The organism is Mycetohabitans sp. B46, from assembly GCF_037389205.1.
Classification (GTDB): Bacteria; Pseudomonadota; Gammaproteobacteria; order Burkholderiales; family Burkholderiaceae; genus Mycetohabitans.
This window is the reverse complement of sequence record NZ_JADBGL010000009.1, coordinates 16,270-41,634: the sequence shown is the minus strand read 5'-3', so window position 1 is coordinate 41,634 and position 25,365 is coordinate 16,270. Positions and strand designations below refer to the sequence as shown.

The following is a 25,365-nucleotide window of genomic DNA, read 5'->3' as shown; positions in this document are numbered from 1 at the left end:
TCACTCAGCTGTAGCGCCCCGTGCGCGCCATCGCCATCAGCCGCGCGATCCGCTCCTCGGTCGCTGGGTGGGTCGAGAACAGGTTCTGGATCGCGCCACCAGCCAACGGGTTCATGATCATCATCTGAGCGGTCGCCGGGTGCGCCTGCGCAGCAGCGAACGGGATGCCCGCCGCATACCGATGGATTTTGTCGAGTGCTGCCGCCAACGCTTGCGGATCACCGCTGATCTGCGCGCCGCCGCGGTCCGCCTCAAACTCCCGCGAACGCGAGATCGCCATCTGGATCAGACCGGCGGCCAACGGCGCCAACAGCGCGACCGCGATACCAGCGATCGGGTTGGTCGGCCGACCCTGCTCGTCCCGGCCGCCAAAGAACATCGCGAAGTTGGCTAGCGCGGAGATGGCTCCCGCCATCGTCGCCGAAATCGTCGAGATCAGGATGTCGCGGTGCTTGACGTGCGCAAGCTCGTGCGCCATCACGCCGCGCATCTCGCGCTCGGACAGCACGCGCAGGATACCGGTGGTCGCCGCGACCGCTGCGTGCTCCGGGTTGCGGCCGGTTGCAAACGCATTCGGCTGGTCTTCGTCGATCAAGTACACGCGCGGCATCGGCAGCCCAGCGCGCGTAGCCAGTTCGCGAACCATTCGATAGAACTGTGGCGCGCTAGTTTCGTCGACCTCCTGCGCGTTGTACATCTTCAGCACCATCTGGTCCGAAAACCAGTATGAGAAGAAATTCATGGCCAGCGCGAACACCAGCGCGATCGTCATGCCGCGCGTGCCGCCGATCATGCCGCCAATCACAATGAACAGCGCGGTGATCGCGGCCATTAGCAGCGCGGTCTTGAACCAGTTAAACATATTAGCTACTCCGAACCCAACGACCTATCGTAAGGAATGTGTTAGATAGGGGGGTGCCTCAAAAATTCAATGCCCGCACCATCAGCGTGTCGTCATCGCCAGCTTGATGCCGAGCCCGATGAAAGCGCTGCCCACACCGCGCTCCAGCCACTGCCTGAACCGCGCCCGCCCCGACAGCCGCTGTGTCGCGGTGCCGGCGATCCAAGCCACGAAGCAGGACCAAGCCAAGCTCATCGCGACAACTATCCCGCCGAGTACCAGGAACGCCAGCAGCTTGAAGTCGCTTTGCGTCGATACGAATTGCGGAAAGAACAACACGAAAAACAGCATAACCTTCGGATTCAGCATGTTCGTCCAGAAACCCTGCAGATACACCGCGCGCCACGGCCTGGGCACGCCCGCGGCGGCATCCGCCGTCGCCACGCCACCGGACTGTGGCTTGGCCAGCAGCAACCGAATACCTAAATAAACAAGGTACACCGCACCCGCAAACTTGATCACCAAAAATGCCACCGCCGACGCAGCGAGCAGCGCGGTCAGGCCGAACGCGCTCGCCAGCGTGTGCACGCAGGCGCAAGTGGACACGCCGAGCGCAGACAATACCCCGGGCCTTGCGCCTCTGCGCGATACTGCGCCCGACGATGTACGCGGTGTCGGGGCCCGGCGTGAGATTGAGCAGGAACACCGCGGCGATGAAGAGCGGAAAATGCGTGATTCCCAGCATGGTCATCTTCTATTGCGACGGTAGCGCAGCCCGTGGCCGATCGTTCGGCCCGGTCTCGAAGCACTGGCCCACGCGCAGTGGGAAGCCCGCAACGAATTCCCGAGCGGCAAGCCGCTTGCCTCCCGGTTTTTGCAGTTGGGTAGCACGCAATGCGTGTTCGCCACAGGCGATCGTCACGCCGGCGCTGTCCACGGCCAGAATAGTACCCGGCGCCAGGTCAGGCCCGTCGGCACGTACCGGCTCGGCGGCCCAGATCTTCAGTGGCGTGCCATCCAGTGTTCCATGCGCGGCTGGAAACGGATCAAAAGCGCGTACCTTGCATGCGAGCACGTCGGCTGGCAAACGCCAATCTAGGGCCGCCTCCTGCTTCAATAGCTTGTGCGCGTACGTGACGCCTTCGCTTGGCTGCGGCGTGACCGGCAACGAGCCGGTACGCCCCAACTCGCGCAGCCCGGCGACGATAAGCCGCGCGCCGGTGGCGGCCAGCTTGTCATGCAGCGTGCCTGTTGTGTCCGTCGGCTCGATCGCCACGGCTTCGCGCATGAGCATCGGGCCCGTGTCCAAACCCGCGTCCATCTGCATCAACGTGACGCCCGTGACCCGGTCACCGGCCTCGATCGCACGGTGGATTGGCGCCGCGCCGCGCCAGCGCGGCAACAACGACGCATGGATATTGATACAGCCATGCGGTGCAATATCGAGCACCGCTTGCGGCAACAGCAGCCCGTATGCAGCCACCACCATCACGTCGTGCGGCGTGGCGCGCAATCGCGCCAACGCGTCGGCCGCCTCAGTAGGATACTTGCCGTCGCATCGCAATGAGGGCGGCTGCGCAAGCGCCAACTCCCGCGCCAGCGCGAGCTGTTTGACCGGACTCGACGAGGCCTTCATTCCGCGTCCCGCCGCACGATCGGGTTGCGTCAACACGAGCGGCACCGCGAAGCCCGCGTCGTGGATCGCCTGCAGCGCGGTCGCCGCGAACTGTGGCGTACCGGCAAAGATTACGCGAAGGGTAGACGTCATCGCGGCCGTCACATCGCGTGTTCGAGCTTCTTCATCTTCGTCTTGATCCGCATCTGCTTGAGCGGCGACAGGTACTCAACGAATACCTTGCCGAGCAGGTGGTCCATCTCGTGCTGAATGCAAATCGCCAGCAATCCTTCGCACTCCAGCTCAAAAGGCTCGCCGTTCTCGTTCAATGCGCGCACGCGGACCCGCTCGGCGCGTTCGACGCTGTCATAGATGCCTGGCACCGACAGGCAGCCCTCTTCATTGACCTGATGCTCATCGCTCGACCAGACGATCTCCGGGTTGATGAACACGCGCAGCGCATCGCGAGTATCTGACACGTCGATGACCACGACGCGCTCGTGGACATCCACCTGCGTGGCCGCTAACCCAACGCCGGGCGCCGCATACATCGTCTCGGCCATGTCGGCCACCAGCTTGCGGATGCGCTCGTCGACACGTTCGACGGGCTTGGCGACCTTGTGCAAGCGCTTATCGGGGTAATGCAGGATATTGAGCAAAGCCATGATCAATCAGTCCTCTCGAGCGGACTCGTATTCGCGCGCAAGCGTCGGCCAATCGGCCGAATCGCCTACCTCTTCGTCTTCGGTAATAGTTAAGTCAGGACGCAGCGCCCCCCGAATCAAGCCGCGGGCGCGCAAAGGCCGCTTGGCGCTTGCACTGGTGGACACGGCGCGCAGGTCCTGCGACGCGGACCGGGAATGCCGGAAACCAACCTACTGGACTGACAAAATTTTATCACGCGATGAATACCACGATTCAGCCACCGCTGCTTGCGGCAGACGAACTCGCCGCCTGGTTAACGCTTGCGCATACGCCGCGCGTGCCGGCATCGGCGGCGCTCGCGCTGCTCGCGGCATTTGGCTCACCGCGCCCCATCATGACCGAGACGGCCGCGGGCCTGGAGCGTGTAGTCGGCGCCGTTGCCGCGCAGGCGTTGCTGCAAAGCCGCGACGCGGTGGCGCCACGCGTGGAGGCAGCGCTTGCGTGGGCCGCTGGGGGGGCACGACTGATCGTGCCGTTTGGCCACCCGGCGTATCCGCCCGCGCTGCTGACATTGTACGATCCGCCGCCGCTGCTTTACGTGCATGGCGCGATCGGCGCGCTGCATCGACCCGCGCTGGCGATCGTCGGCAGCCGCAATCCGACACCGCAGGGCAATGACAATGCGCGCTTGTTCGCGCAGGCGCTAGCTGCACAGGGGGTATGCATCGTATCGGGACTGGCGCTGGGTATCGACGGTGCCGCGCATCGCGGCGCGCTGGACAGCAGTGGCGTGACAGTGGCGATCACCGGCTCTGGCGCGGATATTATCTACCCGCAACGTCACACCGACCTGGCGGCTGAAATCGTCGAGCGTGGCGGTGCAATCCTGAGCGAATGGCCGTTGGGCGCCGTGCCGCTGCGCCAGCACTTCCCGCAACGCAATCGACTCATCGCCGCGATGGTACGGGGCGTGCTCGTCGTGGAGGCCGCCCCCTATTCCGGCTCATTGATCACTGCGCGACTGGCCAACGACATCGGCCGCGACGTCTTTGCCATTCCCGGCTCCATCCATTCGCCAATGTCCCGTGGCTGTCACCGGCTAATCAAAGACGGCGCCAAGCTGGTCGAGACACCGCACGACGTGCTGACCGAACTTCGATTGCTAGAGCCCGGCGTCGAGGCGGCACCCGGCACCGCCTCGGCCAGCGCGCAAGCCGCCCCATCGGCCATCTGTACGTCCAATGTGCCGACAGCCCATCCGCCCGAGCCGGCGGCAACCCATCGGCCTCAGGCGGCAATCCCTGCTTCGGATGCTTCGGCAACCCACACGTCGGATGCTTTGACGGCCCATACACCGGATACTTCAGCGGCCCCACCCGAGGCTTTGACGGCCCACCCACCCAATGCTTCGATGGCCTGCACACCAGATGCTTCGGCGGCCCACCTATCCAATGCTTCGATACTCGATACGGCCGGGGCTTCGACAACCTGCCCGGCCGAGCGCGCCGCCACCCGGCCGGCGCGCGCTGGAGCAGTCCAATCGGCTGACGCAACGTCAACCGATTGGACCGCCGCCAAGACCGTCGTACCGGCCGATCCGTTGGTGACGGGCCACCGTGCGCGGCCGCGGCAGCGCCACTCCGTCACACCCAGTGACGCACAGCGCGGCACCGCTGCGGCGCGCGCCCCGACCCGACGTCGCGCAATCGGGCCCTGGTCGAGCGCCCGCCGCCGCCCAGCGTACCTCGCCGCTGCACAGGACACTCAAGCCAGCCACGCCGCAAACGCAGCGTGGCAAGCGGCACTAGAAGCGATCGGACACGATCCCGTCACGCTTGAAATCTTGGTACAGCGTACCCATTTGGACTGCGCGATACTACAAGCGATATTGCTGGAACTGGAATTGGCCGGTACGATCGTTGCGCTGCCAGGCGGGCGCTTTCAGCGCGTTTGAGCGGATTGCGGGCCGGTCGCCTGGCGACCATGCTACAGTCCCAATCCAAAATTAAATTGCATCAGCAGCGGCGTGGCGCCACGGCAGCATCCTCCGGGCGATCCATGCCGCACGCCCACGTCGCCACGATGCGTTGCCAGGATCTTCCGATCATGCCTGCCCTCGACCTTGACCACGACGCCGACGCCATCGCCACGCGTCTGTCATCCGCTGACACGCTGTTTGTCGCCTGCCTGTGCGCCGAATGGTGCGGCTCGTGCCGCGAATATCGGGCCGGTTTCGACGCACTCGCGGACGCGCATCCGGAGGCGTGTTTTGCTTGGATCGACATCGAGACGCATGCCGACCGGCTCGATGACCTCGATGTAGAGAACTTTCCAACCATCCTAATCGAGGATGCGCACGCCACGCGCTTTTTCGGCACCGTATTGCCCCATCCGCAGATCGTTGCGCGGATGCTGGTCGACTTGTCCTCGCTGCCCGGCGTGGAGCACGCACCAAAATTACGTCCGGCGCTCGTTGACGCGTGAGCGAGGCGGCACGCAAATTGCCTGTTCTCCGGCTATGGCCGTCTCGCGCCGCGCTTGCACGCAATTGCGCTGAACGCTTGCGGCTGGCCATGGCACGCGCTTATCATGCGCGGCTGAACTGTTGCCGCAAGCCGCTTGCTGCGCTCGAGCCGCGATGTGTTTGCGGCCGATATGCTATAAAGCGTTCGATTCTGCGCATCCGTACTTTCCAATAGTCATGTCAAAAGCCCTGATCATCGCCGAAAAGCCGTCTGTCGCGAACGATATCGCGCGCGCGTTAGGCGGCTTCACAAAGCATGACGAGTACTACGAGAGCGATGACTATGTGTTGTCGTCGGCTGTTGGCCACTTAGTAGAGATCGCGGCGCCGCAGGAGTATGAGGTCAAGCGCGGCAAATGGAGCTTCGCGCATCTGCCCGTTATTCCGCCTCATTTCGACCTTCAACCGATCGCCAAGAGCGAGTCTCGGCTGAAGCTGCTGACCCGACTGATCAAGCGCAAGGACGTCGACCGGCTGATCAACGCATGTGACGCGGGCCGCGAAGGCGAGTTGATCTTCCGACTGATCGTGCAGCACGCCAAAGCCAAGCAGCCGGTGCAGCGCTTGTGGCTCCAGTCGATGACGCCGGCAGCGATCCGAGACGGCTTCGCGCAATTGCGCAACGACCAGGAGATGCAACCGCTGGCCGACGCGGCGCGCTGCCGCTCCGAGGCCGATTGGCTTGTGGGCATCAACGGCACGCGGGCGATGACGGCGTTCAATAGCAAGGGCGGCGGCTTTTTCCTGACCACAGTCGGACGCGTGCAGACGCCGACGCTGTCGATCGTCGTGGAGCGCGAAGAAAAGATCCGTCGCTTCGTGCCGCGCGACTACTGGGAAGTCAAGGCTGAATTCGTTTGCGCGACGGGATACTACGAAGGGCGCTGGTTCGATCCGAAATTCAAGAAAAACGAGTTCGATCCCGAGCAGCGCGACTCCCGACTTTGGAGCGCGGCCGCGGCCGAAACGATCGTTGCGGCATGCCGTGGGCAGATAGGCACGGTCAGCGAGGAATCGAAACCGTCGACGCAGCTCTCGCCGTTGCTGTTTGACCTGACCAGCTTACAACGCGAGGCGAACGGGCGCTTCGGTTTCTCGGCTAAGAACACACTCGCGCTGGCCCAGGCGCTGTACGAGCGGCACAAGGTGCTGACCTATCCGCGTACCGATGCGCGCGCGCTGCCCGAAGACTACATGGCCGCGGTCCGCGATACGCTCGAGGTGCTCAAGGAAAGCAACAACTACCTGCCGTTCGCCAAGCAGGTGCTGGACAAGGGCTGGGTCAGGCCAAACAAGCGGATCTTCGATAACACCAAGATCAGCGATCACTTTGCAATCATTCCGACGCTGCAAGCGCCCAAGAACCTGTCCGAGCCGGAGCAGAAGCTGTACGACTTGGTGGTCAAGCGTTTCCTGGCCGTATTTTTCCCAGCCGCCGAGTACAAGGTGACGACCCGGATCACGGAAGTGGTAGGCCATCATTTCAAGACCGAAGGCAAGGTATTGGTCGCGCCGGGCTGGTTGCAAGTGTACGGCCGTGAGACATCGAGCGAGGATGCGAACCTCGCGCCGGTCGCCAAAGACGAGAAGGTCCAGACGGACAAAATCGCAGCCCAGCAATTGACCACCAAGCCACCCGCCCGCTACAACGAAGCGACGCTGCTCTCGGCGATGGAAGGGGCGGGCAAGCTGGTCGAGGACGACGAATTGCGCGAGGCCATGGCGGCCAAGGGCCTGGGCACGCCCGCCACGCGCGCGGCGATTATCGAGGGGTTGCTTGGTGAAAAATATTTGCTCCGCGAGGGCCGAGAATTAATCCCGACGGCCAAGGCATTCCAGCTGATGACGCTGCTGCGCGGCCTGGGCGTCGAAGAGCTTACCGCGCCCGAACTGACCGGTGAGTGGGAACACAAGCTGTCGCAGATGGAGCGCGGCCGTCTGGAGCGCGAAGCGTTCATGCGCGAGATCGCGCGCATGACTCAAACGATCGTTAAACGTGCGAAGGAATATGATTCGGACACGATCCCGGGTGATTACGCGACGTTAAAGACACCCTGCCCGAACTGCGGCGGCGAAGTCAAGGAGAACTACCGTCGCTTCGCGTGCGCGAAATGCGACTTCTCGATCTCGAAGATACCGGGCAGCCGACAGTTCGAGATCGACGAGGTCGAGCAGTTGTTATCGGAGAAATTGATCGGCCCGCTGTCGGGCTTCCGCTCGAAGATGGGCCGACCCTTCTCTGCCATTCTAAAGCTCGCGCGCGACGAAGAGGCAAACAATTACAAGCTGGAGTTTGACTTCGGTCAGGATACGGCGGGAGACGAGGGTGAAGCACCCGACTTCTCCTCACAGGAACCCGTTGGCCAATGCCCGAAGTGCCATGCTCGTGTGTTCGAGCACGGCATGAGCTATGTTTGCGAAAACCAGGTCGCCCATCCGAAGACCTGTGACTTTCGCTCCGGAAAGGTGATCCTGCAGCAGGAAATCACGCGCGAGCAAATGGCAAAGCTGCTCGACCAGGGGCGCACCGACCTGCTGACGAATTTCAAGTCGTCCCGCACCGGACGCAACTTCAAGGCATTCCTCGTCAAGCAGAAAGACGGCTCGATTGGCTTCGAGTTCGAGAAGAAGGAACCGGCGGCAAAAACCGCAGCGAAGTCCTCAGCGCGTGGCGCGAAGACAAACAGCGAAGCCGGGGAGGCCGTGCCCAATACAAGGCAACGTGGCGACAGCAACCACGCGACGTCGCTCAAGCCCGCAGCCAAACGGGCTGCCCGAACTAGCACGGCAACGGCGGGTCCTGCCGCAAAAACCACCGCGCGCAAAACGCCGGCACGCAAGCGCGCCGCGGGCTAATTGCGCCGGCGAGCAACGAGCGCAGGCCGACGCCCCGGCGAGCACGGGCCGAGCATGAGGCGGGGAATGACCGGGAAGACACCGGACGATCGATACATCACGCAATATGCCACCTCATGCACCGGTCATGCGGCGTTACGACTATCCGCACGTGCATTGCCGTGGCCGCGAGGTGGCGCAACAGCGCTGGAGGCTCGGCATACCGGCGGAAGAAGCCCGGCGTGTCGGCGAAGGAGGCTCAGCGTACCGACGGAGGAGGCGCGGCGTGCCGGCGGCGGCAGATCGCGCCGCCTAGACATACCCCGCTGCCTATGCCGGTTCGTACGTGCGACGTTCAGCGTTGCCCGGATATCGACGTGGCGCCACCGGCGCACGGCGCGTCCCTTTGCGTTCGATACCGTTGGCGCGCAATTGTTCATCAAGCTGGCCCAACTCACTCTCGCCATGCCCTTGTTCCAGGTGCCGGGGTGCCGGAGCCGAGTGCGCCGCCGCATCGGCCGGCCCCGGTGAGCCGCTGGCGGCCTTTGTGTGTGCGCCATCGGCGCCAGACCATTGCTCACCGAGCATGCTGTTCGGTGTCTGGCTGAAGTGCTCGACAAGGTGATCGATGAACGTGCGCACCTTGGCCGGCAGATAGTGCCGGCTGGGATAGGCGATGTTGATATCGACCCGCGGCAGGTGATAGTGAGGCAGCAAGCGCATCAAGCGCCCCTCAGCCATGTCGCGGCCAATCAGGTAGCTCGGCAACAACGCAATGCCATTGCCGAGCAACGCGAGTTGACGCAGCATCTCGGTATTGTTCGCGATCATCACATTGGTGGGCCGCACTCGGACCTCTTGGCCATCCGGACCGGTGAATACGCGCTCGTCGCCCCAATAGTCTGCGGGCAATGACAGGCAGTGATGCTCGAGCAAGTCTTCGGGTCGCTGCGGCGCGCCACGCTTGGCGATGTACTCAGGCGTGGCGCAGACGGTGATGCAGCCGGTCGTCAGCCGACGCATCACAACACTGGCGCTGCGCACGTTGTGCGCAATCACGACGCCGACGTCGAACCCCTCCTCCACCATATCGACTTCCCGATCCACCAGTGTGACGTTCGGGATGACCTGCGGAAACCGCTGCGCGTACGAGTGTAGCACGGGCGCCAAATTGTGCAGCCCGAACACCACCGGCGCGACGATGCGCAACGTGCCGACCGGCTCGTGATTGCGCGCCACCACCATCTGCTCGACATCTTCCAACTCGTCCAGGATCTGGCGGGCACGCTCAAGGTAGACTTGGCCGGACTCGGTCAACGAAAGCGAACGCGTGGTCCGATTCAGCAGACGAGTCCCCAACCGGCTTTCCAGGTCGGCGACGTGCCGGGTGACGACAGCATTCGACATGTCCATCATGGCGGCAGCCTTGGCAAAGCTGCCTAGGTCTGCCACCTTGACGAAAACGCGCATCGACTGCAAATGATCCATAAGGAAACTCCTACTGCGTGCAACCAAAATGGCGTTGCTGCACAATTGCAATGCGGGATTGTCCTATGACTTGTGAAAGTCTGCAGAAGTTGCGGCACTGCGACACGTCATTTTCCAAAAAACCGCCGAAACCCCGTAGGGGGTCGGCGTAATGCTGGGGTAACGGGTCACACAGCACAAAATGCTCGACTGCACCAAATTGGTGCACTCAAACTATACCGCAAGTTGCTGCTCGATCTGGTCCTTGATCCGGCTCAATGCCTCGGGCAGCCGGCATTCCAACTTGGCAAACCATTCCCCGTGCAGTACCAACTCCTCGCGCCACGCGCCGACGTCGACTGACATGACCTGCTCGAACTGCTGACGTGAAAACGCCAGGCCGGTCCAATCGATATCTTCATAGCGTGGAGAGACGCCAAACACATGTTCGACACCGCGCGCCTGCCCGTCAATGCGCCCGAGTATCCACCGCAGTACGCGCATGTTGTCGCCGAAACCCGGCCAGATGAACTTGCCGTCGGCGCCCTTGCGGAACCAGTTCACGCAATAGATCCTGGGCAACGTCGCGCCTTGCGCTTGCAGCCGAGCACTGATGTCGAGCCAATGCGCGAAGTAGTCACTCATGTTGTAGCCGCAGAACGGCAGCATCGCAAATGGGTCGCGTCGCACGACGCCTTGTTGGCCCGCCGCGGCGGCCGTCGTCTCGGAACCCATCGTCGCGGCCATATAGACGCCTTCCACCCAGTTACGCGCTTCGGTTACCAGGGGCACGGTACTAGAGCGGCGGCCGCCGAAGATGAAGGCGTCGATCGCCACACCCTGCGGGTTTTCCCAATCAGGATCGATCGACGGACACTGTGATGCAGGTGCGGTGAAGCGCGCGTTCGGATGCGCGGCCTTGCGGCCGGTTTTCTGCGCGATCTGCGGCGTCCAGTCCTGACCTTGCCAATCGATCAGGTGCGCGGGCGGCGTGTCCGTCATGCCCTCCCACCAGACATCGCCGTCATCGGTCAGCGCGACATTCGTGAAGATCACGTTCTCGCGCAATGTGGCCATCGCGTTGAGATTAGTCTTTTCGCTGGTACCCGGCGCGACGCCGAAATAGCCGGCCTCCGGATTGATTGCGTACAGCCGGCCGTCTTGGCCCGGCTTGATCCATGCGATGTCGTCGCCGATCGTCGACACACGCCAGCCGTTCATCTCCTGCGGAGGAATCAGCATCGCGAAATTCGTCTTGCCGCAGGCCGACGGGAACGCGGCAGCGACATGGTACTTGCGCCCCTGTGGCGAAGTCACGCCCAGGATCAGCATGTGTTCGGCAAGCCACCCTTCGTCGCGGCCCATCGTCGACGCGATACGCAGCGCGAAACACTTTTTGCCGAGCAATGCGTTGCCGCCATAGCCCGAGCCATAACTCCATATCTCGCGGGTCTCCGGGAAGTGCACGATGTATTTCGTCTCGCTGCACGGCCAGCGCACATCGGACTGCCCCGGGGCGAGCGGCGCGCCGACCGAGTGCACGCACGGCACGAACTGGCTGTGCTCGCCGAGTATGTCGTAGACCGGCCGCCCCATCCGGGTCATGATTCGCATGTTCACGACCACATACGGGCTATCGGTCAGCTCGACGCCGATGTGCGCAATCGGCGAGCCGAGCGGCCCCATCGAGAACGGCACGACGTACATCGTGCGCCCAGCCATCGAGCCATCGAAAAGCCGTCCAAGCGTCGTGCGCATTTGGCCAGGATCGATCCAGTTGTTCGTCGGCCCCGCATCTTCCTTGTGCTGCGAACAGATGAACGTGCGGTCCTCAACTCGCGCGACGTCGGACGGATCCGAGCAGGCAAGGTAACTGTTCGGGCGCTTCGCGTCGTTGAGCTTCTTGAGCGTTCCGTGCCGAACCATCTGGTCGCACAGCCGGTCATATTCCTGTTGAGAGCCATCGCACCAGACGACGCGGTCCGGCCGCGTCAACGTCGCGATTTGCTCGACCCACTCGATTAGCTTGCGGTGCCTAACGTATGTCGGAATGTCGAGATCAACGGTAAGGGCGCCTCCTTGGGCAGGTTGATTCATGGAGCTGTCTCCGTTCATGAAGCTGTCTCCGTTTTGACAAGAAAGAAACGGTATGAGTCCGACGATGCTGGCTATGAGAGGGGCGCGCCAACGGGGGCGCGTGCAAAGCAGACGTCGCGGACATTGCAGCTTGCCAGCTTGTACCATCTTGTAACGTGGCTTGCATCGGCGCTCGACAAGCTGTTAAAAGTTGAAAAGGCCGCTTGATTTTCGGCACGGCATAGGTGCGCTGGCACGCATGAAAGCGGTTCCCCGGCCTCGGCGCATTGGCGCCGCCGATCGCTGCATTGCCGGTTGGAGCGTCAAGCATAGCACCTCATCCGCGGTGCAAGTGGTGCACCGCAAAAGACCGCACTGTTTTAAGTCCCCATGAAGATTGCCATCCTCGATGACTACCAAGACGCCGTCCGCAAACTCGACTGTTTTCAACTGCTCGCCGGGCATGACGTCAAGGTGTTCAACAACACGGTGCGCGGGCTCGGGCAACTCGTCAGCCGACTCGCGGAAGTCGAAGCGCTCGTATTAATCCGTGAGCGTACGCGCATCACGCCGCAATTACTGGACAAGCTACCGCGACTGAACGTCATTAGCCAAACAGGCCGTGTATCCAGCCACCTGGACCTACAGGCGTGTACCGAGCGCGGCATCCCGGTGCTTGAGGGCACGGGCTCGCCCGTTGCGCCTGCCGAACTGACGTGGGCGCTGATCATGGCGGCGCAGCGTCGCATTCCTCAATACGTCGCGAACCTCAAGCAAGGTGCCTGGCAGCAATCAGGCTTGCGCACCGCCGCGCTTCCACCGAATTTTGGGCTCGGCCAGGTACTGCGCGGGCAGACGCTGGGCATCTGGGGCTACGGGAAAATTGGCAAGATCGTCGCCCATTACGGGCGCGCATTCGGCATGACCGTATTGGTCCACGGACGCGAACATTCATTGCACGCGGCAAAAAACGATGGTTTTGAAGTGACGCAGACGCGCGAGCAGCTCTTTGCCGAAAGCGACGTGTTGAGCCTGCATCTACGGCTGCACGACGAGACCCGCGGCATCGTGACTGTCAATGACCTCGTGCAGATGAAGCCGACGGCATTGTTCGTCAACACGAGTCGCGCCGAGTTGCTCGAGGAAAACGCGCTTGTATCAGCCCTTCATCAAGGGCGGCCGGGCATGGTCGCGGTGGACGTATTCGAAAGCGAGCCGATCCTACAGGGCTATCCGTTACTGCGCATGGAAAATGCGATTTGCACGCCGCACATCGGCTACGTGGAACGCGAGAGCTATGAACTGTATTTTGGCGCGGCGTTCAACAACATCCTTGCGTATTTGGGCGGCGATACGCAAAACGTCGTCAACCCAGAATCACTTACGACGCGGGTGCGGCGTTGACGCGCACGCGCGTCGCGGCCGCATGGGAAATGAGATTGCGCCCGACCCGCAAGATCCGGGCAGTGATCAGCATATCGCCAGGGCGGACTGCACGCATGAAGCAACGTGCACACGCGCCGGCAGCCGATCTCGTGTCCCTCGCGGCGCAGTAGGGGCGCCAGCATCCGTGTTCTGGCAAACGCAAACCTCCTGTGCAGTTCATCGATCCGTCGCATCAGCAACTGATTGGCTTCACTCATTGGCCGTGGTCGGTAATACGTGCTCGATCTCGCGATGCCGACCAGCCGGGCTGCGGCAAAACAGGCAACCTCAGGCCCCGGCCGGCCCACTTATCAAGCTGTCCGATTGTGCGCGGCCCCTTCTTTATCCACAAAGCGCGTTCAGCTAGACGTCAAATTGACTTCTTTGCAAGTTGATGAGCAGGCCTCACGGTGGACACACTCGCGCAAGAATCGGCACGTCTGCCCGACAAACTTACACAAAGTGCACTTCCAACAATCAACACTACGCCTAGCGCTGCTTGTAGTCCGATAAGCTCACCCCAGATCAAATACTCAAAAAGAATCGACCATACAACGCCGAAATAACTTAACGGCGCAAGCAACGACGCGGGAGCATTTTTAAACGCCGTCGTCAGCAGTAGCTGCCCCGTGCCAGCCGTTAAACCAAGCAGCGCCATCAGCGCTAAATCTTTCATGCTTGGAGCTGTCCATGAAACCCATAGCGATAATCCACTTACAATTGTACCGATCAACGTAAAATACAAAACAATGGCTGTCGGCTCCTCAGTACGGGAAAGCCTTTTAATTTGAATGACAGCACCCGCGCCAAAGACGGCGCTCAGTACACCCAGTCCCGTTCCCAGTACTGATGCATATTCGCCAGTCAACGGTGAAATCAATGTCACGCCACTCAACCCTACTACGAGCCCTCCTATCACACCAATTCGTAACCGTTCACCTAAGCACACCACCGCGAACACGGCAACGAAAATAGTCTCCAAGTAATGCAAAGTCACAGCGGTAGACAAGGGTAGGTAGAGCAAGCTTGAAAGAAAGGTGCCCATCGAGCCTAGCGCCATCGCCGCCCTGAGAAAATGTCCTCCGAACCGACTCAGTGTAAATTCCTTTTTATTCAATCCAAGACGGCGCAAGACAAGCATGGCGGGGATTATCCCGAACAGCATACGGAAAAATGCGATTTCATTGGGCGGATACTGCGCTGCAATAAATTTCGCAATAACACCGACCAAAGAAAAAAAGAAGACTGCACAAAACATTAGCGCAATCCCACGCAGACCCCAATTATCGATTAATTTAAACACTTGCTTATTTAATGGCAGCATATTTTTCAATTTTCTTGCTATGTTTTTCACCAAATCCCCATCTTTATAATCCAACATGGAGCAATTTACGCACTCTTGGCAAAATATCATATCAAAGCCAGATTCAAATGTCTGCCCGTATATTCAGAGAGCGAATAAATCAAGCGTTTATATGATTCCGTCGCATTAAGGCAATAGGTTAAGATTTGTTGCTTATCGCCTATTGACGGGCACCCTGTGACAGACGAAGAGAACGCTACCTGCTGACATGGCCAAAATACTGAAGCCCCTACCTTATCCGTTGGGTGAAATCCTGATAGGTGTGCGCTGGTACACGGCGTACTCGTTGAGTTTGCACAAATCGGCTTTTGCGGCGTAAAGCCCCAGCACACCCAATACAGGCCAACGTCCTGCCATGTCGGCACCCAAACCGTACCGCTGCCGGTTGAGTTCCGCACAGCGGATCGATTCCACTACACCCAGGGCATCTTTATTTGCTCCGGCATCTGGTCGCGCAGCAGTACGCCAATTTCTACTTTCTGCTGCCCATTCAGGCACGACCTCGATTTACCGAATGCGCACTCAATTTATCACGCATAGCGTTTGCAAGTTTCGAGCACGCCCGTGCGGAACAGGTCCGTATAGTCGGCGATTTCGTTGTAGGTCCAACCACGCTCATGCAGCTCGATCACCCGCCGGCGCCGCTCTTCACGCGCCTCGCGAGGAAGCGATCTCATGTCTCATTTTCCATGCACCTCACAAAGGAGCAAATTTTTCAATTTTATATTCAAGCATTGTGGAACACTAACGAGATAAGGGTAATTGCAAGCTTCAAATTACGCCTACGGTTGGATTCGATATTAAGATGTTTTTAGGTGCGCGCAACGGCTTGGCTAAAGTTTGCTAAATTTGGGCAGCCTGGCCTGCTCGCATAGTGCGCCATGGAAACCACGGTTGGACGATAGGCGTCATAGGAGTCGGAGAATCGAAAGGTTCGCGTCTAGATCGATGAGAACGTGCGGGTACGGTCCCAGTGTGCTACTCGACACCGAGCCTATCCAATCCTCCCCACGTCCCGCCCCCAAGAGGATTTGCACATCACGGAAAGTCTGCTATAATTTCCCTTCTGTTGGGGCGTTAGCTCAGTTGGTAGAGCAGCGGACTCTTAATCCGTAGGTCGAGTGTTCGAGTCACTCACGCCCCACCAAAATTCCCCAAGCGTTTCGAACAATCGAAGCCCTTTTGTTTGTTCTGCAATTGGCGCTATCGAGCGGGTGCCACCCGCTTGCCTTTTCGGTGCCGTACATACTGGCGGGTCATCTGTTCTTTGGTGTGTCCAAGTTGATCTTTGGCTGCCGCCATGCAAGCGTTTTTAACTATTGCTTGATAAAGCGGTCCGAAGTCCATAAGCCGTTCGGATCGCGATTGCCCGCGTTCTGAAATTCAATCGCATGCCCGACTACCCGGATGATCCTAAATTCGTCATTTTCCGGCGTCGACAGGCATTGGTACCCATTAAACAGCTCTTGCATTTTTCCTTGTTCACCGGCCAACGCATGCTGATCAGCCGCGTCCAGCTTATCGCGCGACAAGCATCCATAGGCATTTGCCTTGAACCGGAACGTTTGGTCCGGCGCCAGCTTGACGACTTTGTCCTGGGCTTGCGCCGCGGACAATGCAGCGACGAGCGTGACAAAAGCAATAACCATCCCGGTACGTTTCATCATGGATCTCTCTCCTGTGGGCTGCGCGCACTTTGGTATGACATTACCTGAAGACAGCCGCAGCTGCTCCATCGTAGACCAATGCCCGCGAAGCACAAGCAGAACTTGTGTGCAGCCGCAATAGGCCAAAATGCCGCACCCTTCGGCAACACACCTGCCACACGCATTGCGGCGTTTTGACGCACTGCACATATTGCGTCACAACATGCGGCCGAAATGGCGCGTGATTTGTTGCATAACGACTACATAAAAATCAGCCCGCTCAGCGGGTAGGCCATTGGCGCCATCTCACCAAAAATCGATGAGGCGCTGAAACGCTTAATGAGTAAAGAACCGCCGGAGGAGGGGCGCAATCCATGCCCCGAGCCGGGATACGTTGAGCGTGGTAATCCGAATCACACCGCACGATGGATCGCACGGATCGGCCCGGGTAGATAGGCGCCCTATTGATAAGCCTCCACGCTAGTCACACTCCCGCCGCCGGCCAGAATGCCCGTCCTGGCGGGCCAACTGGATGCCAAGGTGGGTCGCAAGATGGCATGCTGGTGCAGGCCGGCTAGCTGGAATGCTAGCGAGCCAGTTGGTATGCTGCTGGGAAGTGCCCAGCGACCTAAAATGAAATTAGGATTAACGCAGGGATTCGATCATGGTCGAGCAGATTATCCTAGACGCATTTCTCTTACTGCCATTGGTGATCGTTGCGTTTCTTTTCATTGACGAACTATGGCAGGAGCACCGGTTGCACAGTCATGGCCGTGCCGAGCGCGTGGGGCCTTATCCCTCGACGGATGCGGGACGCGATTCACCACGATCATCCGCCGACTTCGGGGCGTCGCTTATGAATGACGCCGCGCCTGCGCATCGGCACATCGCACGCGCGGCGTCGAATCAATGACGGCGGCGCAACCATTCCGCCAGATGGTGAGCCTCCATCCAATGAAGCACACGATTGCGTTCCGGATGCTCGCGCCAGCGTGATAGGAGTTCAAACCCCCATAGTGACAATAGAATCAGAAGGCCTAATCCCCCACCGATCAGGCCCGCGACCGTTTCGCCTTCCATGATTGCCCTCCATTGGGAACACTCATCACTTTATTGTAGGCAATCGGACAGCGACGAAAAGGGGCAAAGACACGCGCCTGCGCGCGGCCAGTTGACTCAGTCGCCATTGAGCGCGCGCAGGTACGCACAAAACATGTCCGCCATCGCGTCCGCGTAGGCGTTGATCTGAGCGGGAGTACGGGGACTTTCCGAAAACTGCTTTCCTGCTGCCCTGAGCGACCTGGTCGAGATCCGGGAGGATCTGGCGCGCGTGCGCTCGCCTGCGAAGGGCTACTTGTCCACGCCGCTAGGCGACGATGTGGCGTTGTCCATCCGAGTCTGTTGAATCGCCTGCCAACGCAGCACTCCGGCGCTACCCTCACGCATCTTGCACATTGGGTGCACTTGCGAATACCGTTGGCGCCCTGGCAGGCTCCTCTAAGTGGCGGGCTCAGTGACCCATATAGACGGATTGAGATGCATGCGCCACGGTCGAGCTGCCCGCCTGCGTCGAACCGCTGGCCACGCCGCCCACTGCTTGTGCGGCGACGCGCTGTTCGGCGGCATGCTTCGCTGCCACGCGGGCCTCAGCTGCTTGGATGTTGTTCGGATAATCGTAGTCGTTGGCCGTGGCGGGGTTGTAGCCAACTTGCTCGAGTTCAATCAACTCGGCCCGCACTTGGGCGTGCGTGAGCGGTGCGTTCGTTTGCGCAAACGAGGTCAGCGGCACCGCAGCAGCGGCAGCAACAGTGGTAATGACAACAGCTTTGATCAGCGCATTCATGACACAACCTCCGATTATTCGTTTCACATTGAAGCTACAAACGTCAAGGTTCGTAGCCGACAAATGCAGTGTAGGAGCCGGACCAATAAGGGTAAATATTTAATTCCCGAATTCACTGTTATCAAAAAAAGAACAATCGAGATGGGTGCAACGTCTCAACGCACTCCGACCATTGCGCCCCGTCGCCAGCCGACTTAGGCACGCGCTACGACACCCGATGATCCGTTGACATGGGATCCAGGCATGCGCGCAACACCGCAGCAAAACGGGTCGTTTTGCGGTGTGACACCCAATGGAGACAGACCGGAATTGACGAGTCCCCGAGTCGACCCAGGCAAAAATTCAAGACATTAAAATTTGCCAACGGATGTCTATGGACCCGGCATTACTTCCCAATACAGAACCGGCTGAAAATCACACCCAGCAAATCATCCGACGTGAACTCACCGGTGATCGCGTTCAATTGCTCCTGCGTCAGTCGCAACTCCTCGGCAAATAGATCGAGCGCCTGCGCATTGTGCGCCGCGTGCTCCGCAGCCGTCGCCAAATGCTCGCCCGCTGCGCGTAATGCACACAAATGACGCTCACGCGCCAGATAGACACTTTCCGCGCCTGCCCGCCATCCGGCAATGCGCAGCAGTTCGGCACGCAGCAGGTCAATACCAAGCGCCGCCTTTGCAGATAATCTGACCTCGCGCGCCGTGCCATCCCCGGCATCGCGCACCTCCGGCTCGATGCCTACCAGGTCAATCTTGTTGAAGATCCGCACCACCGGCACGCCGGCGGGAAACCGTGCGGCGATCGCGTGATCCTCCACGCTCATCGCATCACACACATCCAGCAGGTGCAGCACAACATCCGCTTGCGCGATCTCGTTCCATGACCGTGCGATACCGAGCCGCTCCACTTCGTCCTGCGTATCGCGCAGGCCGGCGGTATCGATCACGTGCAGCGGTATGCCTTCGATCTGGATGGTCTGCGCCACCTTATCTCGCGTCGTGCCGGCAATCGGGGTCACAATCGCCAGTTCGGCACCCGCCAGCGCATTAAGCAGCGAGGACTTGCCGACGTTCGGCTGCCCGGCCAGTACGACGGACAGCCCCTCGCGCAACAATGCACCTTGTTTCGCATCGCGCTGCACGACCGCCAATGCATCGCGGATACGCGCCAGCTTGCCGCGCGCGTCGGCAGCCTCCAGAAAGTCGATTTCCTCCTCTGGGAAATCGAGGGTGGCCTCGACTAGCATCCGCAGGCCGACGACCTCGTCAACCAGCAGATGGATGTCGCGTGAGAATGCGCCTTCCAACGAACGACCGGCCGAGCGCGCGGCCGCCTCGGTACTGGCTTCGATTAGGTCCGCCACGGCTTCGGCCTGCGCGAGATCGAGTTTGTCGTTCAAGAACGCGCGTCGCGTGAATTCGCCGGGCTGCGCGAGCCGCAGGCCGATGTCATGGCCGGCATCGAGGCATCGCTGCAGCACGAGTTGCAATACGACTGGCCCACCATGCCCCTGCAGCTCGATGACGTGCTCGCCGGTGTACGAATGGGGCGCCGGGAAATACAGGCCGATGCCGCGATCCAGTGGCACGCCGGCGGCATCGAAAAACGGCACATAGACGGCACGGCGGGGCGCAAGCTGGTCATGGAACAACGCATCCATCAGCCGTGCAGCCGCGTCGGCCCCGGCCGCGCCGAACGAGACACGCACCACGCCTATGCCACCACGTCCCGGCGCGGTGGCAATCGCGACGATTGGATCAAAATCGGTTTGCATCAACTCGAATAAATAGGTGCGGCAATACGGGTGGCCGCCGATAACGACTGGCGTCCATTGTATCGCGCGATATGCGTTCGCGAAGATGCGCAAACGTGTCATCCGGCGGTCCACCCAAGGCCGCTGGGTCACGAGACGTCAGGCATTGTCACGGCGTCAGCGGTCAAGCAACGCCAGGTGGTAGAGCGACGTCAAGCGGTCGGGCAGCACCAAGCGGTGGAGCGACGCCAGGCGATCGAGCAACGCCAGGCGGTGGAGCGATGTCAGGTGGGTCTGACAACGCCAGGCGGTCAAGCGATGTTAAGTGGTCCAACAACGCCAGGCGGTGGGGCAACGCCGAGCGGTAAAGCGACGCCAGACGGCCCGGCGATTCGCGTAGGATACCGCGACAGCCTATGCCGGCGGCGGGCACTTCGTCAAGCTGCCCGCCCCCACCCTCACAGGCTCAGGCCTGCTTGCCCTTGCCGATCATCCGCGTGATGTAGTACTGCTGGGCGATCGACAGCACGTTGTTCACGACGTAGTACAGTACCAGTCCGGCCGGGAAGAAGAAGAACATCACCGAGAACGCGATCGGCATGAACATCATCATCTTCGCTTGCACAGGATCGGGCGGCGTCGGGTTCAGCTTGGTCTGCACAAACATCGAGACCGCCATCAGCACCGGCAAGATGAAATAGGGATCCTGCTGCGACAGATCATGGATCCACAGCACCCATGGCGCGCCGCGCATCTCGACTGACGAGAGCAGCACCCAGTACAGCGAGATGAACACCGGGATCTGGATCAAGATTGGCAGACAGCCGCCAAACGGATTCACCTTCTCGGATTTGTACAACTCCATTAGCGCCGCGTTCATCTTCTGCGGATCGCTCTTGAAGCGCTCGCGGATCTGCTGCATGCGCGGCGTAATCTCCTTCATCCGCGCCATCGACTTGTAGCTGGCAGCCGACAGCGGGAAAAATACCGCCTTGATCAGCAACGTCAGCAACACGATTGCCCAACCCCAGTTGCCAACATAACCGTGAATCTTCTCAAGCAGCCAGAACAGCGGCTTCGCGATGATCGTCACCCAGCCGTAGTCCTTGACCAGTTCCAGGCCCGGCGCGATCTTCTCCAGCTTGCGCTCCTCCTGCGGGCCGGCGAACAGGCGCGCGGCCACGTTCACGCTTTGACCCGGCGCGATGCTCTGCACCGGCTCCTTCATGCCGACGCGGTACAGCGCTTGGCTAAACTTGTCCGCATAGAACTGGCGCTGCGCGCCTTCCTTCGGAATCCACGCAGAGGCGAAGTAGTGCTGCACCATCGCGACCCAGCCGTTGTCGGCCGACGGCGCATAGTCCTGCTTACCCTTGTCCAGATCCGAAAAGCTCATCTTCTGGAACTTGTGCTGCTCAGTGTAGACAGCCGGGCCGATGAACGTATGCGAGAACCGCGGCGTCTCGACCGGCGTGTCGTCGCGCACCAGCTCCATGTATAACGTCGGCTTCACCGGCGCAGCGCCAACGTTCTCGATCTTCGTATCCACGCCGATCACATAGCTGCCGCGCGTGAACGTATAAGTCTTCACAATCTTTACGCCGCCCTTGACGGGCGATTCAAGGCTGATCGACACGGTGTTCGCGCTGTCCGTCAGCGACGTCGGTCCCGGCACGACGGTAAACACATCGTTGTGGTTTGGGAAATCACCGCCAATCAAGCCAGTGCGCGCCAGGTACGTATGGTTGGCCGTCTGGTCGAACAGCGTGATGTACAGGTTGGGCTGCTTGCCGTCACCCTCCTTGAGCAGCGACAGCCGCGACAATGTGCCGCCCACCGTGCTGATATCACCGTCATACACGTCCGTCTTAAAGTGGATCTGCTGGCCCTTCACCACGGGCTGCATGGCGGACGCCGTGCCAGGCGCGCTGCTCGGCTCCGTGGCCTGCGGCAGATCTGCCAACTGCGTGCCCGGTGGGGTCGTGCCCAGCGCCGCCGAAGCAGCCGTCTGGGTCGGTGTCGTGTTCGGGAAGAACAGCGACGGACGTCCATGGTCCCGTTGCCAGTTGTCGTAGAGCATGACGACTGACATGAAGAAGATGACCCATAGGACGGTACGTTTAATGTCCATGCGTTGTCTCGTGGTAAATAAGCTGAGCGACTAGCGCCTGTCGGCACGGACCGGTGGCACCGGGTCGACGCCGCCCGCCGAAAGCGGATGGCAGCGGCACAGTCGCTTCACTGCCAGATAGGTCCCGTGCGCGGCGCCATGATACTGGATTGCCTCGCGCGCGTAGTCCGAACATGAGGGGTAAAAACGGCACCGATCGCCGAGATAAGGGCTCACGGCGAGCTTGTAAAAGCGCAGAAGCGCGATCAGCACCGTTTGCATGTCATCGCTGCGTGTCGGTGGATGCCCGGTCCGGCGGGCTGTCAACCGGCACCGTACTCGACGAGGCCGAAACCGGCCGGCCATCACCCGGCGCCGTGCCCGACGAAGCCGAGGCCGCCGCTGGCCCTCGGCACGGCGCGAGCACCGACGCCTGGGCCTGCACAGGCCGTTCGCCGCCCGCGCGACGTGCAGCCTCACGCACCGCGCGCCCGACCAGCCCCTCGATCTGCGCTTGCAGCATCTGCGTGAGCGCTGCAGACTCGGCACTCGGGAACCGCGCACGGTCGATCTTGCCCGACAGCCGGATCAGCACGTCCCAGCCAGTCAACTCCAGGCGTCGCACGCGAAACGCCTCGCGAACCAGCCGCTTGACCAGGTTGCGCGTGACCGCGCGCGGCGCCTGCTTCTTGCCGACAACCACGCCGAGCCGCGCAGCCTGCCCGGTGGGGCGGCCGTACAGCACGAAGTGAGCGGAGCGCGCCCATGGGCGCAAACGAAAAACGGATGAGAACTCATCCGTTTTCAGCAGCCTTGCGGCCTTCGGGAAACCAGCAGGTGTCGTGCGCACGCGCTCAGGCCTCTCGTCTAGTGGGCCGGCCCGTCGCACCGCTCGGCATACCGCCCATGGCGGGCATTGCCCGGCATCGACGCACACGAACCGCGCTGCTCGGCCGCCGACTGTCGCTACCCAGCGTCACGCCGGCCTTAGACGGCCAGGCGCTTACGGCCCTTCGCGCGGCGAGCGTTGATGACTTTGCGGCCGCCCGCGGTCTTCATGCGAACACGGAAGCCATGGGTGCGCTTGCGGCGCGTCACGGACGGTTGATAGGTACGTTTCATGTTGCTCTCACTCGTTGGAGGATGGGCCGCGGCGTGCTTTGCAAGGAACTGACGCGCCAGCACAACGGCAATGCGACGCCGAGCCGAAAAATTTGGTTTTCGCGGAACCCGCTATTTAAACCGCTTTTCTTTGCGGCGTCAATATCTTACGTTCACCGGCGCATGCCGCCGCGCCGAGCATCCGCGACAACGGCGGCGAACCGACCCTGTGGATAACTCGCCCTGCCTGACGCGTTTGGCGGTAGAATTCCGGCTATCCCAAGAATCCAGTACGCCGCTTCGGCCGCCGCAATGCGTTGTCGCATCTGCGGCTGAGTGCGTCCCACAGCTTCGAATGCAAGCCTATGAAGAATCCTGAGGGAAACCGTGCCGTTCGCGTCCAGCGGTGCGGCCGATACGACGTCGCGACACCACAACAGACCACATGAACGATTTCTGGCAACACTGCTCGACACTGCTGGCGCGTGAGCTGACGCCTCAGCAGTACGCGACGTGGATCAAACCGCTCACGCTGGTCGACTTCGATGCTGAAGCCAGCACGGTGCGCATTGCCGCGCCAAACCGCTTCAAGCTTGACTGGGTGAAAAGCCAATTTTCGGGGCGCATCACCGACCTGGCGCGGGACTTTTGGCAGCATCCGGTGCACGTTCAGTTCGTCCTCGATCCGAAAGCCGGCATGAAGGCACAGCCGGCGCGGCGCGCCAGCGGCAGCCCGCTCGCCAACGCCGTGGACGCGGTCATTGCCGCGGCCTCGGGCACGTCGGCCGCCGCGCTGGCCAATGGCTCACCGCCTCACCCAACGATGGCTCAGGCGCTCAGCACGGCCAGCGCCGCGACCGCGGACGGCAACGCAGAACTGGACTTGCCGAACCTAGACGCGAACGAAGCCGCGGCAGCGCGGCGCAATTTTCGCGCCGGCACGCCCACGCCGTCGCCCGAGGCCGATTCCGCATACGAGCGCTCCAAGCTCAATCCGGTCCTCACGTTCGAAAACTTCGTCACCGGCAAGGCGAACCAGCTCGCGCGCGCCGCGGCGATCCAGGTTGCCGACAACCCCGGCGTATCGTACAACCCGCTGTTCCTGTACGGCGGCGTCGGCCTGGGCAAGACGCACTTGATCCACGCGATCGGCAACCAACTGCTGCAGGACAAGGCCAATGCGCGCATCCGCTACATCCATGCGGAGCAGTACGTGTCCGACGTCGTCAAGGCGTACCAGCGCAAGGCGTTCGACGAGTTCAAGCGTTACTACCATTCGCTGGACTTACTGCTAATCGACGATATTCAGTTCTTCTCCGGCAAGTCGCGCACGCAAGAGGAATTCTTCTACGCGTTCGAGGCGCTGGTTGCGAACAAGGCGCAGGTGATCATCACTAGCGATACGTATCCGAAGGAGATTTCCGGCATCGATGACCGGTTGATCTCGCGCTTTGACTCCGGCCTGACGGTGGCGATCGAGCCGCCCGAGCTAGAGATGCGTGTCGCGATCCTAATGCGCAAGGCGCAGTCCGAGGGCGTCGTACTGAACGAGGACGTCGCGTTCTTCGTCGCGAAGCACCTGCGCTCGAACGTGCGCGAGCTTGAAGGGGCCCTACGCAAGATTCTCGCGTACTCGAAGTTCCACGGACGCGAAATCACGATCGAGCTGACCAAGGAAGCGCTCAAGGATCTGCTGACGGTGCAGAACCGCCAGATCTCGGTCGAGAACATCCAGAAGACCGTCGCCGACTTCTACAACATCAAGGTCGCCGACATGTACTCGAAGAAGCGCCCCGCCAACATTGCGCGGCCGCGCCAGATCGCGATGTACCTGGCCAAGGAGCTGACGCAGAAAAGCCTGCCCGAGATCGGCGAACTGTTTGGCGGTCGCGACCATACAACCGTGCTGCACGCGGTGCGCAAGATCTCCGACGAGCGCGGCAAGGATGCGCAGTTGAACCACGAGTTGCACGTGCTCGAGCAAACCCTGAAGGGATAGCCGCCCTGACGGTCCGGGACGGCGGCCCACGGTGCCGCGTCGCGGCGCTGGCTGCCCCCACCCCGCATGGCCGGTAGCGGCCCTCGGGGGGCGCCGTGCAGCACAGAACCCATACGCCGCCG

At 61.0% G+C, this 25,365-nt stretch carries 22 protein-coding genes, 1 tRNA gene and 3 pseudogenes; 8 read left to right on the top strand and 18 right to left on the bottom strand.

Features of this window, described 5'->3' with window-relative positions:
• Positions 1-4 precede the first annotated feature (4 nt).
• The 5 genes and pseudogenes from htpX to IHE30_RS11090 all read right to left on the bottom strand — a co-directional run bounded on the left by htpX (position 5) and on the right by IHE30_RS11090 (position 3,286).
• Positions 5-862 carry a zinc metalloprotease HtpX gene (gene htpX / locus IHE30_RS11110; protein ID WP_041753928.1) on the bottom strand — a complete coding sequence of 286 codons (858 nt, stop codon included), beginning with the start codon at positions 860-862 and terminating at the stop codon, positions 5-7.
• Positions 863-943: 81 nt separating this feature from the next.
• Positions 944-1,586: pseudogene (locus IHE30_RS11105) on the bottom strand (LysE family translocator).
• 9 nt (positions 1,587-1,595) lie between these two features.
• A complete protein-coding gene (gene fmt / locus IHE30_RS11100; RefSeq protein WP_337690629.1) occupies positions 1,596-2,609 on the bottom strand; it encodes a methionyl-tRNA formyltransferase in 1,014 nt (337 codons plus the stop codon).
• 8 nt (positions 2,610-2,617) lie between these two features.
• Positions 2,618-3,121, bottom strand: coding sequence for a peptide deformylase (gene def, locus IHE30_RS11095; protein WP_337690627.1), 504 nt, complete (start codon positions 3,119-3,121; stop codon positions 2,618-2,620).
• A 6-nt stretch (positions 3,122-3,127) separates the two neighbouring features.
• Positions 3,128-3,286: a hypothetical protein gene (locus IHE30_RS11090; RefSeq protein WP_337690625.1), complete on the bottom strand. Its 159-nt coding sequence runs from the start codon at positions 3,284-3,286 to the stop codon at positions 3,128-3,130.
• Positions 3,287-3,360: 74 nt separating this feature from the next.
• Here IHE30_RS11090 and dprA point away from each other — a divergent pair, with 74 nt between their 5' ends.
• The 3 genes from dprA to IHE30_RS11075 all read left to right on the top strand — a co-directional run bounded on the left by dprA (position 3,361) and on the right by IHE30_RS11075 (position 8,481).
• Positions 3,361-5,055 (top strand): DNA-processing protein DprA, encoded by a 1,695-nt coding sequence (gene dprA, locus IHE30_RS11085; RefSeq protein ID WP_337690623.1) that lies wholly within the window; start codon positions 3,361-3,363, stop codon positions 5,053-5,055.
• A 152-nt stretch (positions 5,056-5,207) separates the two neighbouring features.
• Positions 5,208-5,585, top strand: a complete 378-nt coding sequence (locus IHE30_RS11080; RefSeq protein ID WP_337690621.1) for a thioredoxin family protein — start codon at positions 5,208-5,210, stop codon at positions 5,583-5,585.
• A gap of 217 nt (positions 5,586-5,802) precedes the next feature.
• Positions 5,803-8,481, top strand: a complete 2,679-nt coding sequence (locus tag IHE30_RS11075; protein WP_337690619.1) for a DNA topoisomerase III — start codon at positions 5,803-5,805, stop codon at positions 8,479-8,481.
• Between the two features lie 309 nt (positions 8,482-8,790).
• Here the strand turns inward: IHE30_RS11075 and IHE30_RS11070 are convergent, their stop codons facing one another.
• Both IHE30_RS11070 and IHE30_RS11065 read right to left on the bottom strand, forming a co-directional pair.
• Positions 8,791-9,948, bottom strand: a complete 1,158-nt coding sequence (locus IHE30_RS11070; protein ID WP_337690617.1) for a LysR family transcriptional regulator — start codon at positions 9,946-9,948, stop codon at positions 8,791-8,793.
• A gap of 213 nt (positions 9,949-10,161) precedes the next feature.
• A complete protein-coding gene (locus IHE30_RS11065; protein ID WP_337690616.1) occupies positions 10,162-12,024 on the bottom strand; it encodes a phosphoenolpyruvate carboxykinase (GTP) in 1,863 nt (620 codons plus the stop codon).
• A 369-nt stretch (positions 12,025-12,393) separates the two neighbouring features.
• Between IHE30_RS11065 and IHE30_RS11060 the strand changes: the two genes are divergently transcribed.
• Complete coding sequence (locus IHE30_RS11060) at positions 12,394-13,407, top strand: D-2-hydroxyacid dehydrogenase family protein (protein WP_337690615.1); 1,014 nt, start codon at positions 12,394-12,396, stop codon at positions 13,405-13,407.
• Between the two features lie 391 nt (positions 13,408-13,798).
• Here IHE30_RS11060 and IHE30_RS11055 read toward each other — a convergent pair whose 3' ends face one another.
• Positions 13,799-14,809 carry a DMT family transporter gene (locus tag IHE30_RS11055; RefSeq protein WP_337690613.1) on the bottom strand — a complete coding sequence of 337 codons (1,011 nt, stop codon included), beginning with the start codon at positions 14,807-14,809 and terminating at the stop codon, positions 13,799-13,801.
• Positions 14,810-14,999: 190 nt separating this feature from the next.
• Here IHE30_RS11055 and IHE30_RS11050 point away from each other — a divergent pair.
• Positions 15,000-15,086, top strand: a pseudogene (locus IHE30_RS11050) (IS6 family transposase); the annotation flags it as partial.
• A gap of 235 nt (positions 15,087-15,321) precedes the next feature.
• On the opposite strand, the gene IHE30_RS11045 reads toward IHE30_RS11050, so the two are convergent.
• Positions 15,322-15,468: a hypothetical protein gene (locus tag IHE30_RS11045; RefSeq protein WP_337690610.1), complete on the bottom strand. Its 147-nt coding sequence runs from the start codon at positions 15,466-15,468 to the stop codon at positions 15,322-15,324.
• Between the two features lie 394 nt (positions 15,469-15,862).
• Here IHE30_RS11045 and IHE30_RS11040 point away from each other — a divergent pair.
• Positions 15,863-15,938 (top strand) — tRNA-Lys (locus tag IHE30_RS11040).
• A 169-nt stretch (positions 15,939-16,107) separates the two neighbouring features.
• Here IHE30_RS11040 and sap1 read toward each other — a convergent pair.
• Positions 16,108-16,458 carry a surface attachment protein Sap1 gene (gene sap1, locus IHE30_RS11035; protein ID WP_337690609.1) on the bottom strand — a complete coding sequence of 117 codons (351 nt, stop codon included), beginning with the start codon at positions 16,456-16,458 and terminating at the stop codon, positions 16,108-16,110.
• Between the two features lie 643 nt (positions 16,459-17,101).
• Between sap1 and IHE30_RS11030 the strand changes: the two genes are divergently transcribed.
• Complete coding sequence (locus IHE30_RS11030) at positions 17,102-17,350, top strand: hypothetical protein (protein ID WP_337690765.1); 249 nt, start codon at positions 17,102-17,104, stop codon at positions 17,348-17,350.
• Here IHE30_RS11030 and IHE30_RS11025 read toward each other — a convergent pair.
• The 8 genes and pseudogenes from IHE30_RS11025 to rpmH form a co-directional block, all read right to left on the bottom strand.
• Positions 17,344-17,517 (bottom strand): hypothetical protein, encoded by a 174-nt coding sequence (locus IHE30_RS11025; protein WP_337690608.1) that lies wholly within the window; start codon positions 17,515-17,517, stop codon positions 17,344-17,346. The genes IHE30_RS11030 and IHE30_RS11025 overlap by 7 nt on opposite strands.
• A 96-nt stretch (positions 17,518-17,613) precedes the next feature.
• Positions 17,614-17,748, bottom strand: coding sequence for a hypothetical protein (locus IHE30_RS11020; protein WP_443193654.1), 135 nt, complete (start codon positions 17,746-17,748; stop codon positions 17,614-17,616).
• Between the two features lie 199 nt (positions 17,749-17,947).
• Positions 17,948-18,280, bottom strand: a complete 333-nt coding sequence (locus IHE30_RS11015; RefSeq protein WP_337690607.1) for a DUF4148 domain-containing protein — start codon at positions 18,278-18,280, stop codon at positions 17,948-17,950.
• Positions 18,281-18,665: 385 nt separating this feature from the next.
• On the bottom strand, positions 18,666-20,057 hold the full coding sequence (gene mnmE / locus IHE30_RS11010) for a tRNA uridine-5-carboxymethylaminomethyl(34) synthesis GTPase MnmE (RefSeq protein WP_337690756.1): 1,392 nt from the start codon (positions 20,055-20,057) through the stop codon (positions 18,666-18,668).
• Positions 20,058-20,499: 442 nt separating this feature from the next.
• Positions 20,500-22,164, bottom strand: coding sequence for a membrane protein insertase YidC (gene yidC / locus IHE30_RS11005; protein WP_337690605.1), 1,665 nt, complete (start codon positions 22,162-22,164; stop codon positions 20,500-20,502).
• Between the two features lie 30 nt (positions 22,165-22,194).
• Positions 22,195-22,425, bottom strand: a complete 231-nt coding sequence (gene yidD / locus IHE30_RS11000) for a membrane protein insertion efficiency factor YidD (RefSeq protein WP_337690603.1) — start codon at positions 22,423-22,425, stop codon at positions 22,195-22,197.
• A 178-nt stretch (positions 22,426-22,603) separates the two neighbouring features.
• Positions 22,604-23,032: pseudogene (gene rnpA / locus IHE30_RS10995) on the bottom strand (ribonuclease P protein component); the annotation flags it as partial.
• A 98-nt stretch (positions 23,033-23,130) separates the two neighbouring features.
• Positions 23,131-23,265 carry a 50S ribosomal protein L34 gene (rpmH, locus tag IHE30_RS10990; RefSeq protein ID WP_006998755.1) on the bottom strand — a complete coding sequence of 45 codons (135 nt, stop codon included), beginning with the start codon at positions 23,263-23,265 and terminating at the stop codon, positions 23,131-23,133.
• A 424-nt stretch (positions 23,266-23,689) separates the two neighbouring features.
• Between rpmH and dnaA the strand changes: the two genes are divergently transcribed.
• Positions 23,690-25,243 carry a chromosomal replication initiator protein DnaA gene (dnaA, locus tag IHE30_RS10985; protein WP_337690580.1) on the top strand — a complete coding sequence of 518 codons (1,554 nt, stop codon included), beginning with the start codon at positions 23,690-23,692 and terminating at the stop codon, positions 25,241-25,243.
• Positions 25,244-25,365 lie beyond the last annotated feature (122 nt).

Bases quoted from the DNA above. Each gene is read 5' to 3' on its own strand.
- htpX (WP_041753928.1), bottom strand. From the start codon at position 862: ATGTTTAACTGGTTCAAGACCGCGCTGCTAATGGCCGCGATCACCGCG.
- fmt (WP_337690629.1), bottom strand. From the start codon at position 2,609: ATGACGTCTACCCTTCGCGTAATCTTTGCCGGTACGCCACAGTTCGCG.
- def (WP_337690627.1), bottom strand. From the start codon at position 3,121: ATGGCTTTGCTCAATATCCTGCATTACCCCGATAAGCGCTTGCACAAG.
- dprA (WP_337690623.1), top strand. From the start codon at position 3,361: ATGAATACCACGATTCAGCCACCGCTGCTTGCGGCAGACGAACTCGCC.
- IHE30_RS11080 (WP_337690621.1), top strand. From the start codon at position 5,208: ATGCCTGCCCTCGACCTTGACCACGACGCCGACGCCATCGCCACGCGT.
- IHE30_RS11075 (WP_337690619.1), top strand. From the start codon at position 5,803: ATGTCAAAAGCCCTGATCATCGCCGAAAAGCCGTCTGTCGCGAACGAT.
- IHE30_RS11070 (WP_337690617.1), bottom strand. From the start codon at position 9,948: ATGGATCATTTGCAGTCGATGCGCGTTTTCGTCAAGGTGGCAGACCTA.
- IHE30_RS11065 (WP_337690616.1), bottom strand. From the start codon at position 12,024: ATGAATCAACCTGCCCAAGGAGGCGCCCTTACCGTTGATCTCGACATT.
- IHE30_RS11060 (WP_337690615.1), top strand. From the start codon at position 12,394: ATGAAGATTGCCATCCTCGATGACTACCAAGACGCCGTCCGCAAACTC.
- IHE30_RS11055 (WP_337690613.1), bottom strand. From the start codon at position 14,809: ATGTTGGATTATAAAGATGGGGATTTGGTGAAAAACATAGCAAGAAAA.
- IHE30_RS11045 (WP_337690610.1), bottom strand. From the start codon at position 15,468: ATGAGATCGCTTCCTCGCGAGGCGCGTGAAGAGCGGCGCCGGCGGGTG.
- sap1 (WP_337690609.1), bottom strand. From the start codon at position 16,458: ATGATGAAACGTACCGGGATGGTTATTGCTTTTGTCACGCTCGTCGCT.
- IHE30_RS11030 (WP_337690765.1), top strand. From the start codon at position 17,102: ATGGTCGAGCAGATTATCCTAGACGCATTTCTCTTACTGCCATTGGTG.
- IHE30_RS11025 (WP_337690608.1), bottom strand. From the start codon at position 17,517: ATGGAAGGCGAAACGGTCGCGGGCCTGATCGGTGGGGGATTAGGCCTT.
- IHE30_RS11015 (WP_337690607.1), bottom strand. From the start codon at position 18,280: ATGAATGCGCTGATCAAAGCTGTTGTCATTACCACTGTTGCTGCCGCT.
- yidC (WP_337690605.1), bottom strand. From the start codon at position 22,164: ATGGACATTAAACGTACCGTCCTATGGGTCATCTTCTTCATGTCAGTC.
- yidD (WP_337690603.1), bottom strand. From the start codon at position 22,425: ATGCAAACGGTGCTGATCGCGCTTCTGCGCTTTTACAAGCTCGCCGTG.
- rpmH (WP_006998755.1), bottom strand. From the start codon at position 23,265: ATGAAACGTACCTATCAACCGTCCGTGACGCGCCGCAAGCGCACCCAT.
- dnaA (WP_337690580.1), top strand. From the start codon at position 23,690: ATGAACGATTTCTGGCAACACTGCTCGACACTGCTGGCGCGTGAGCTG.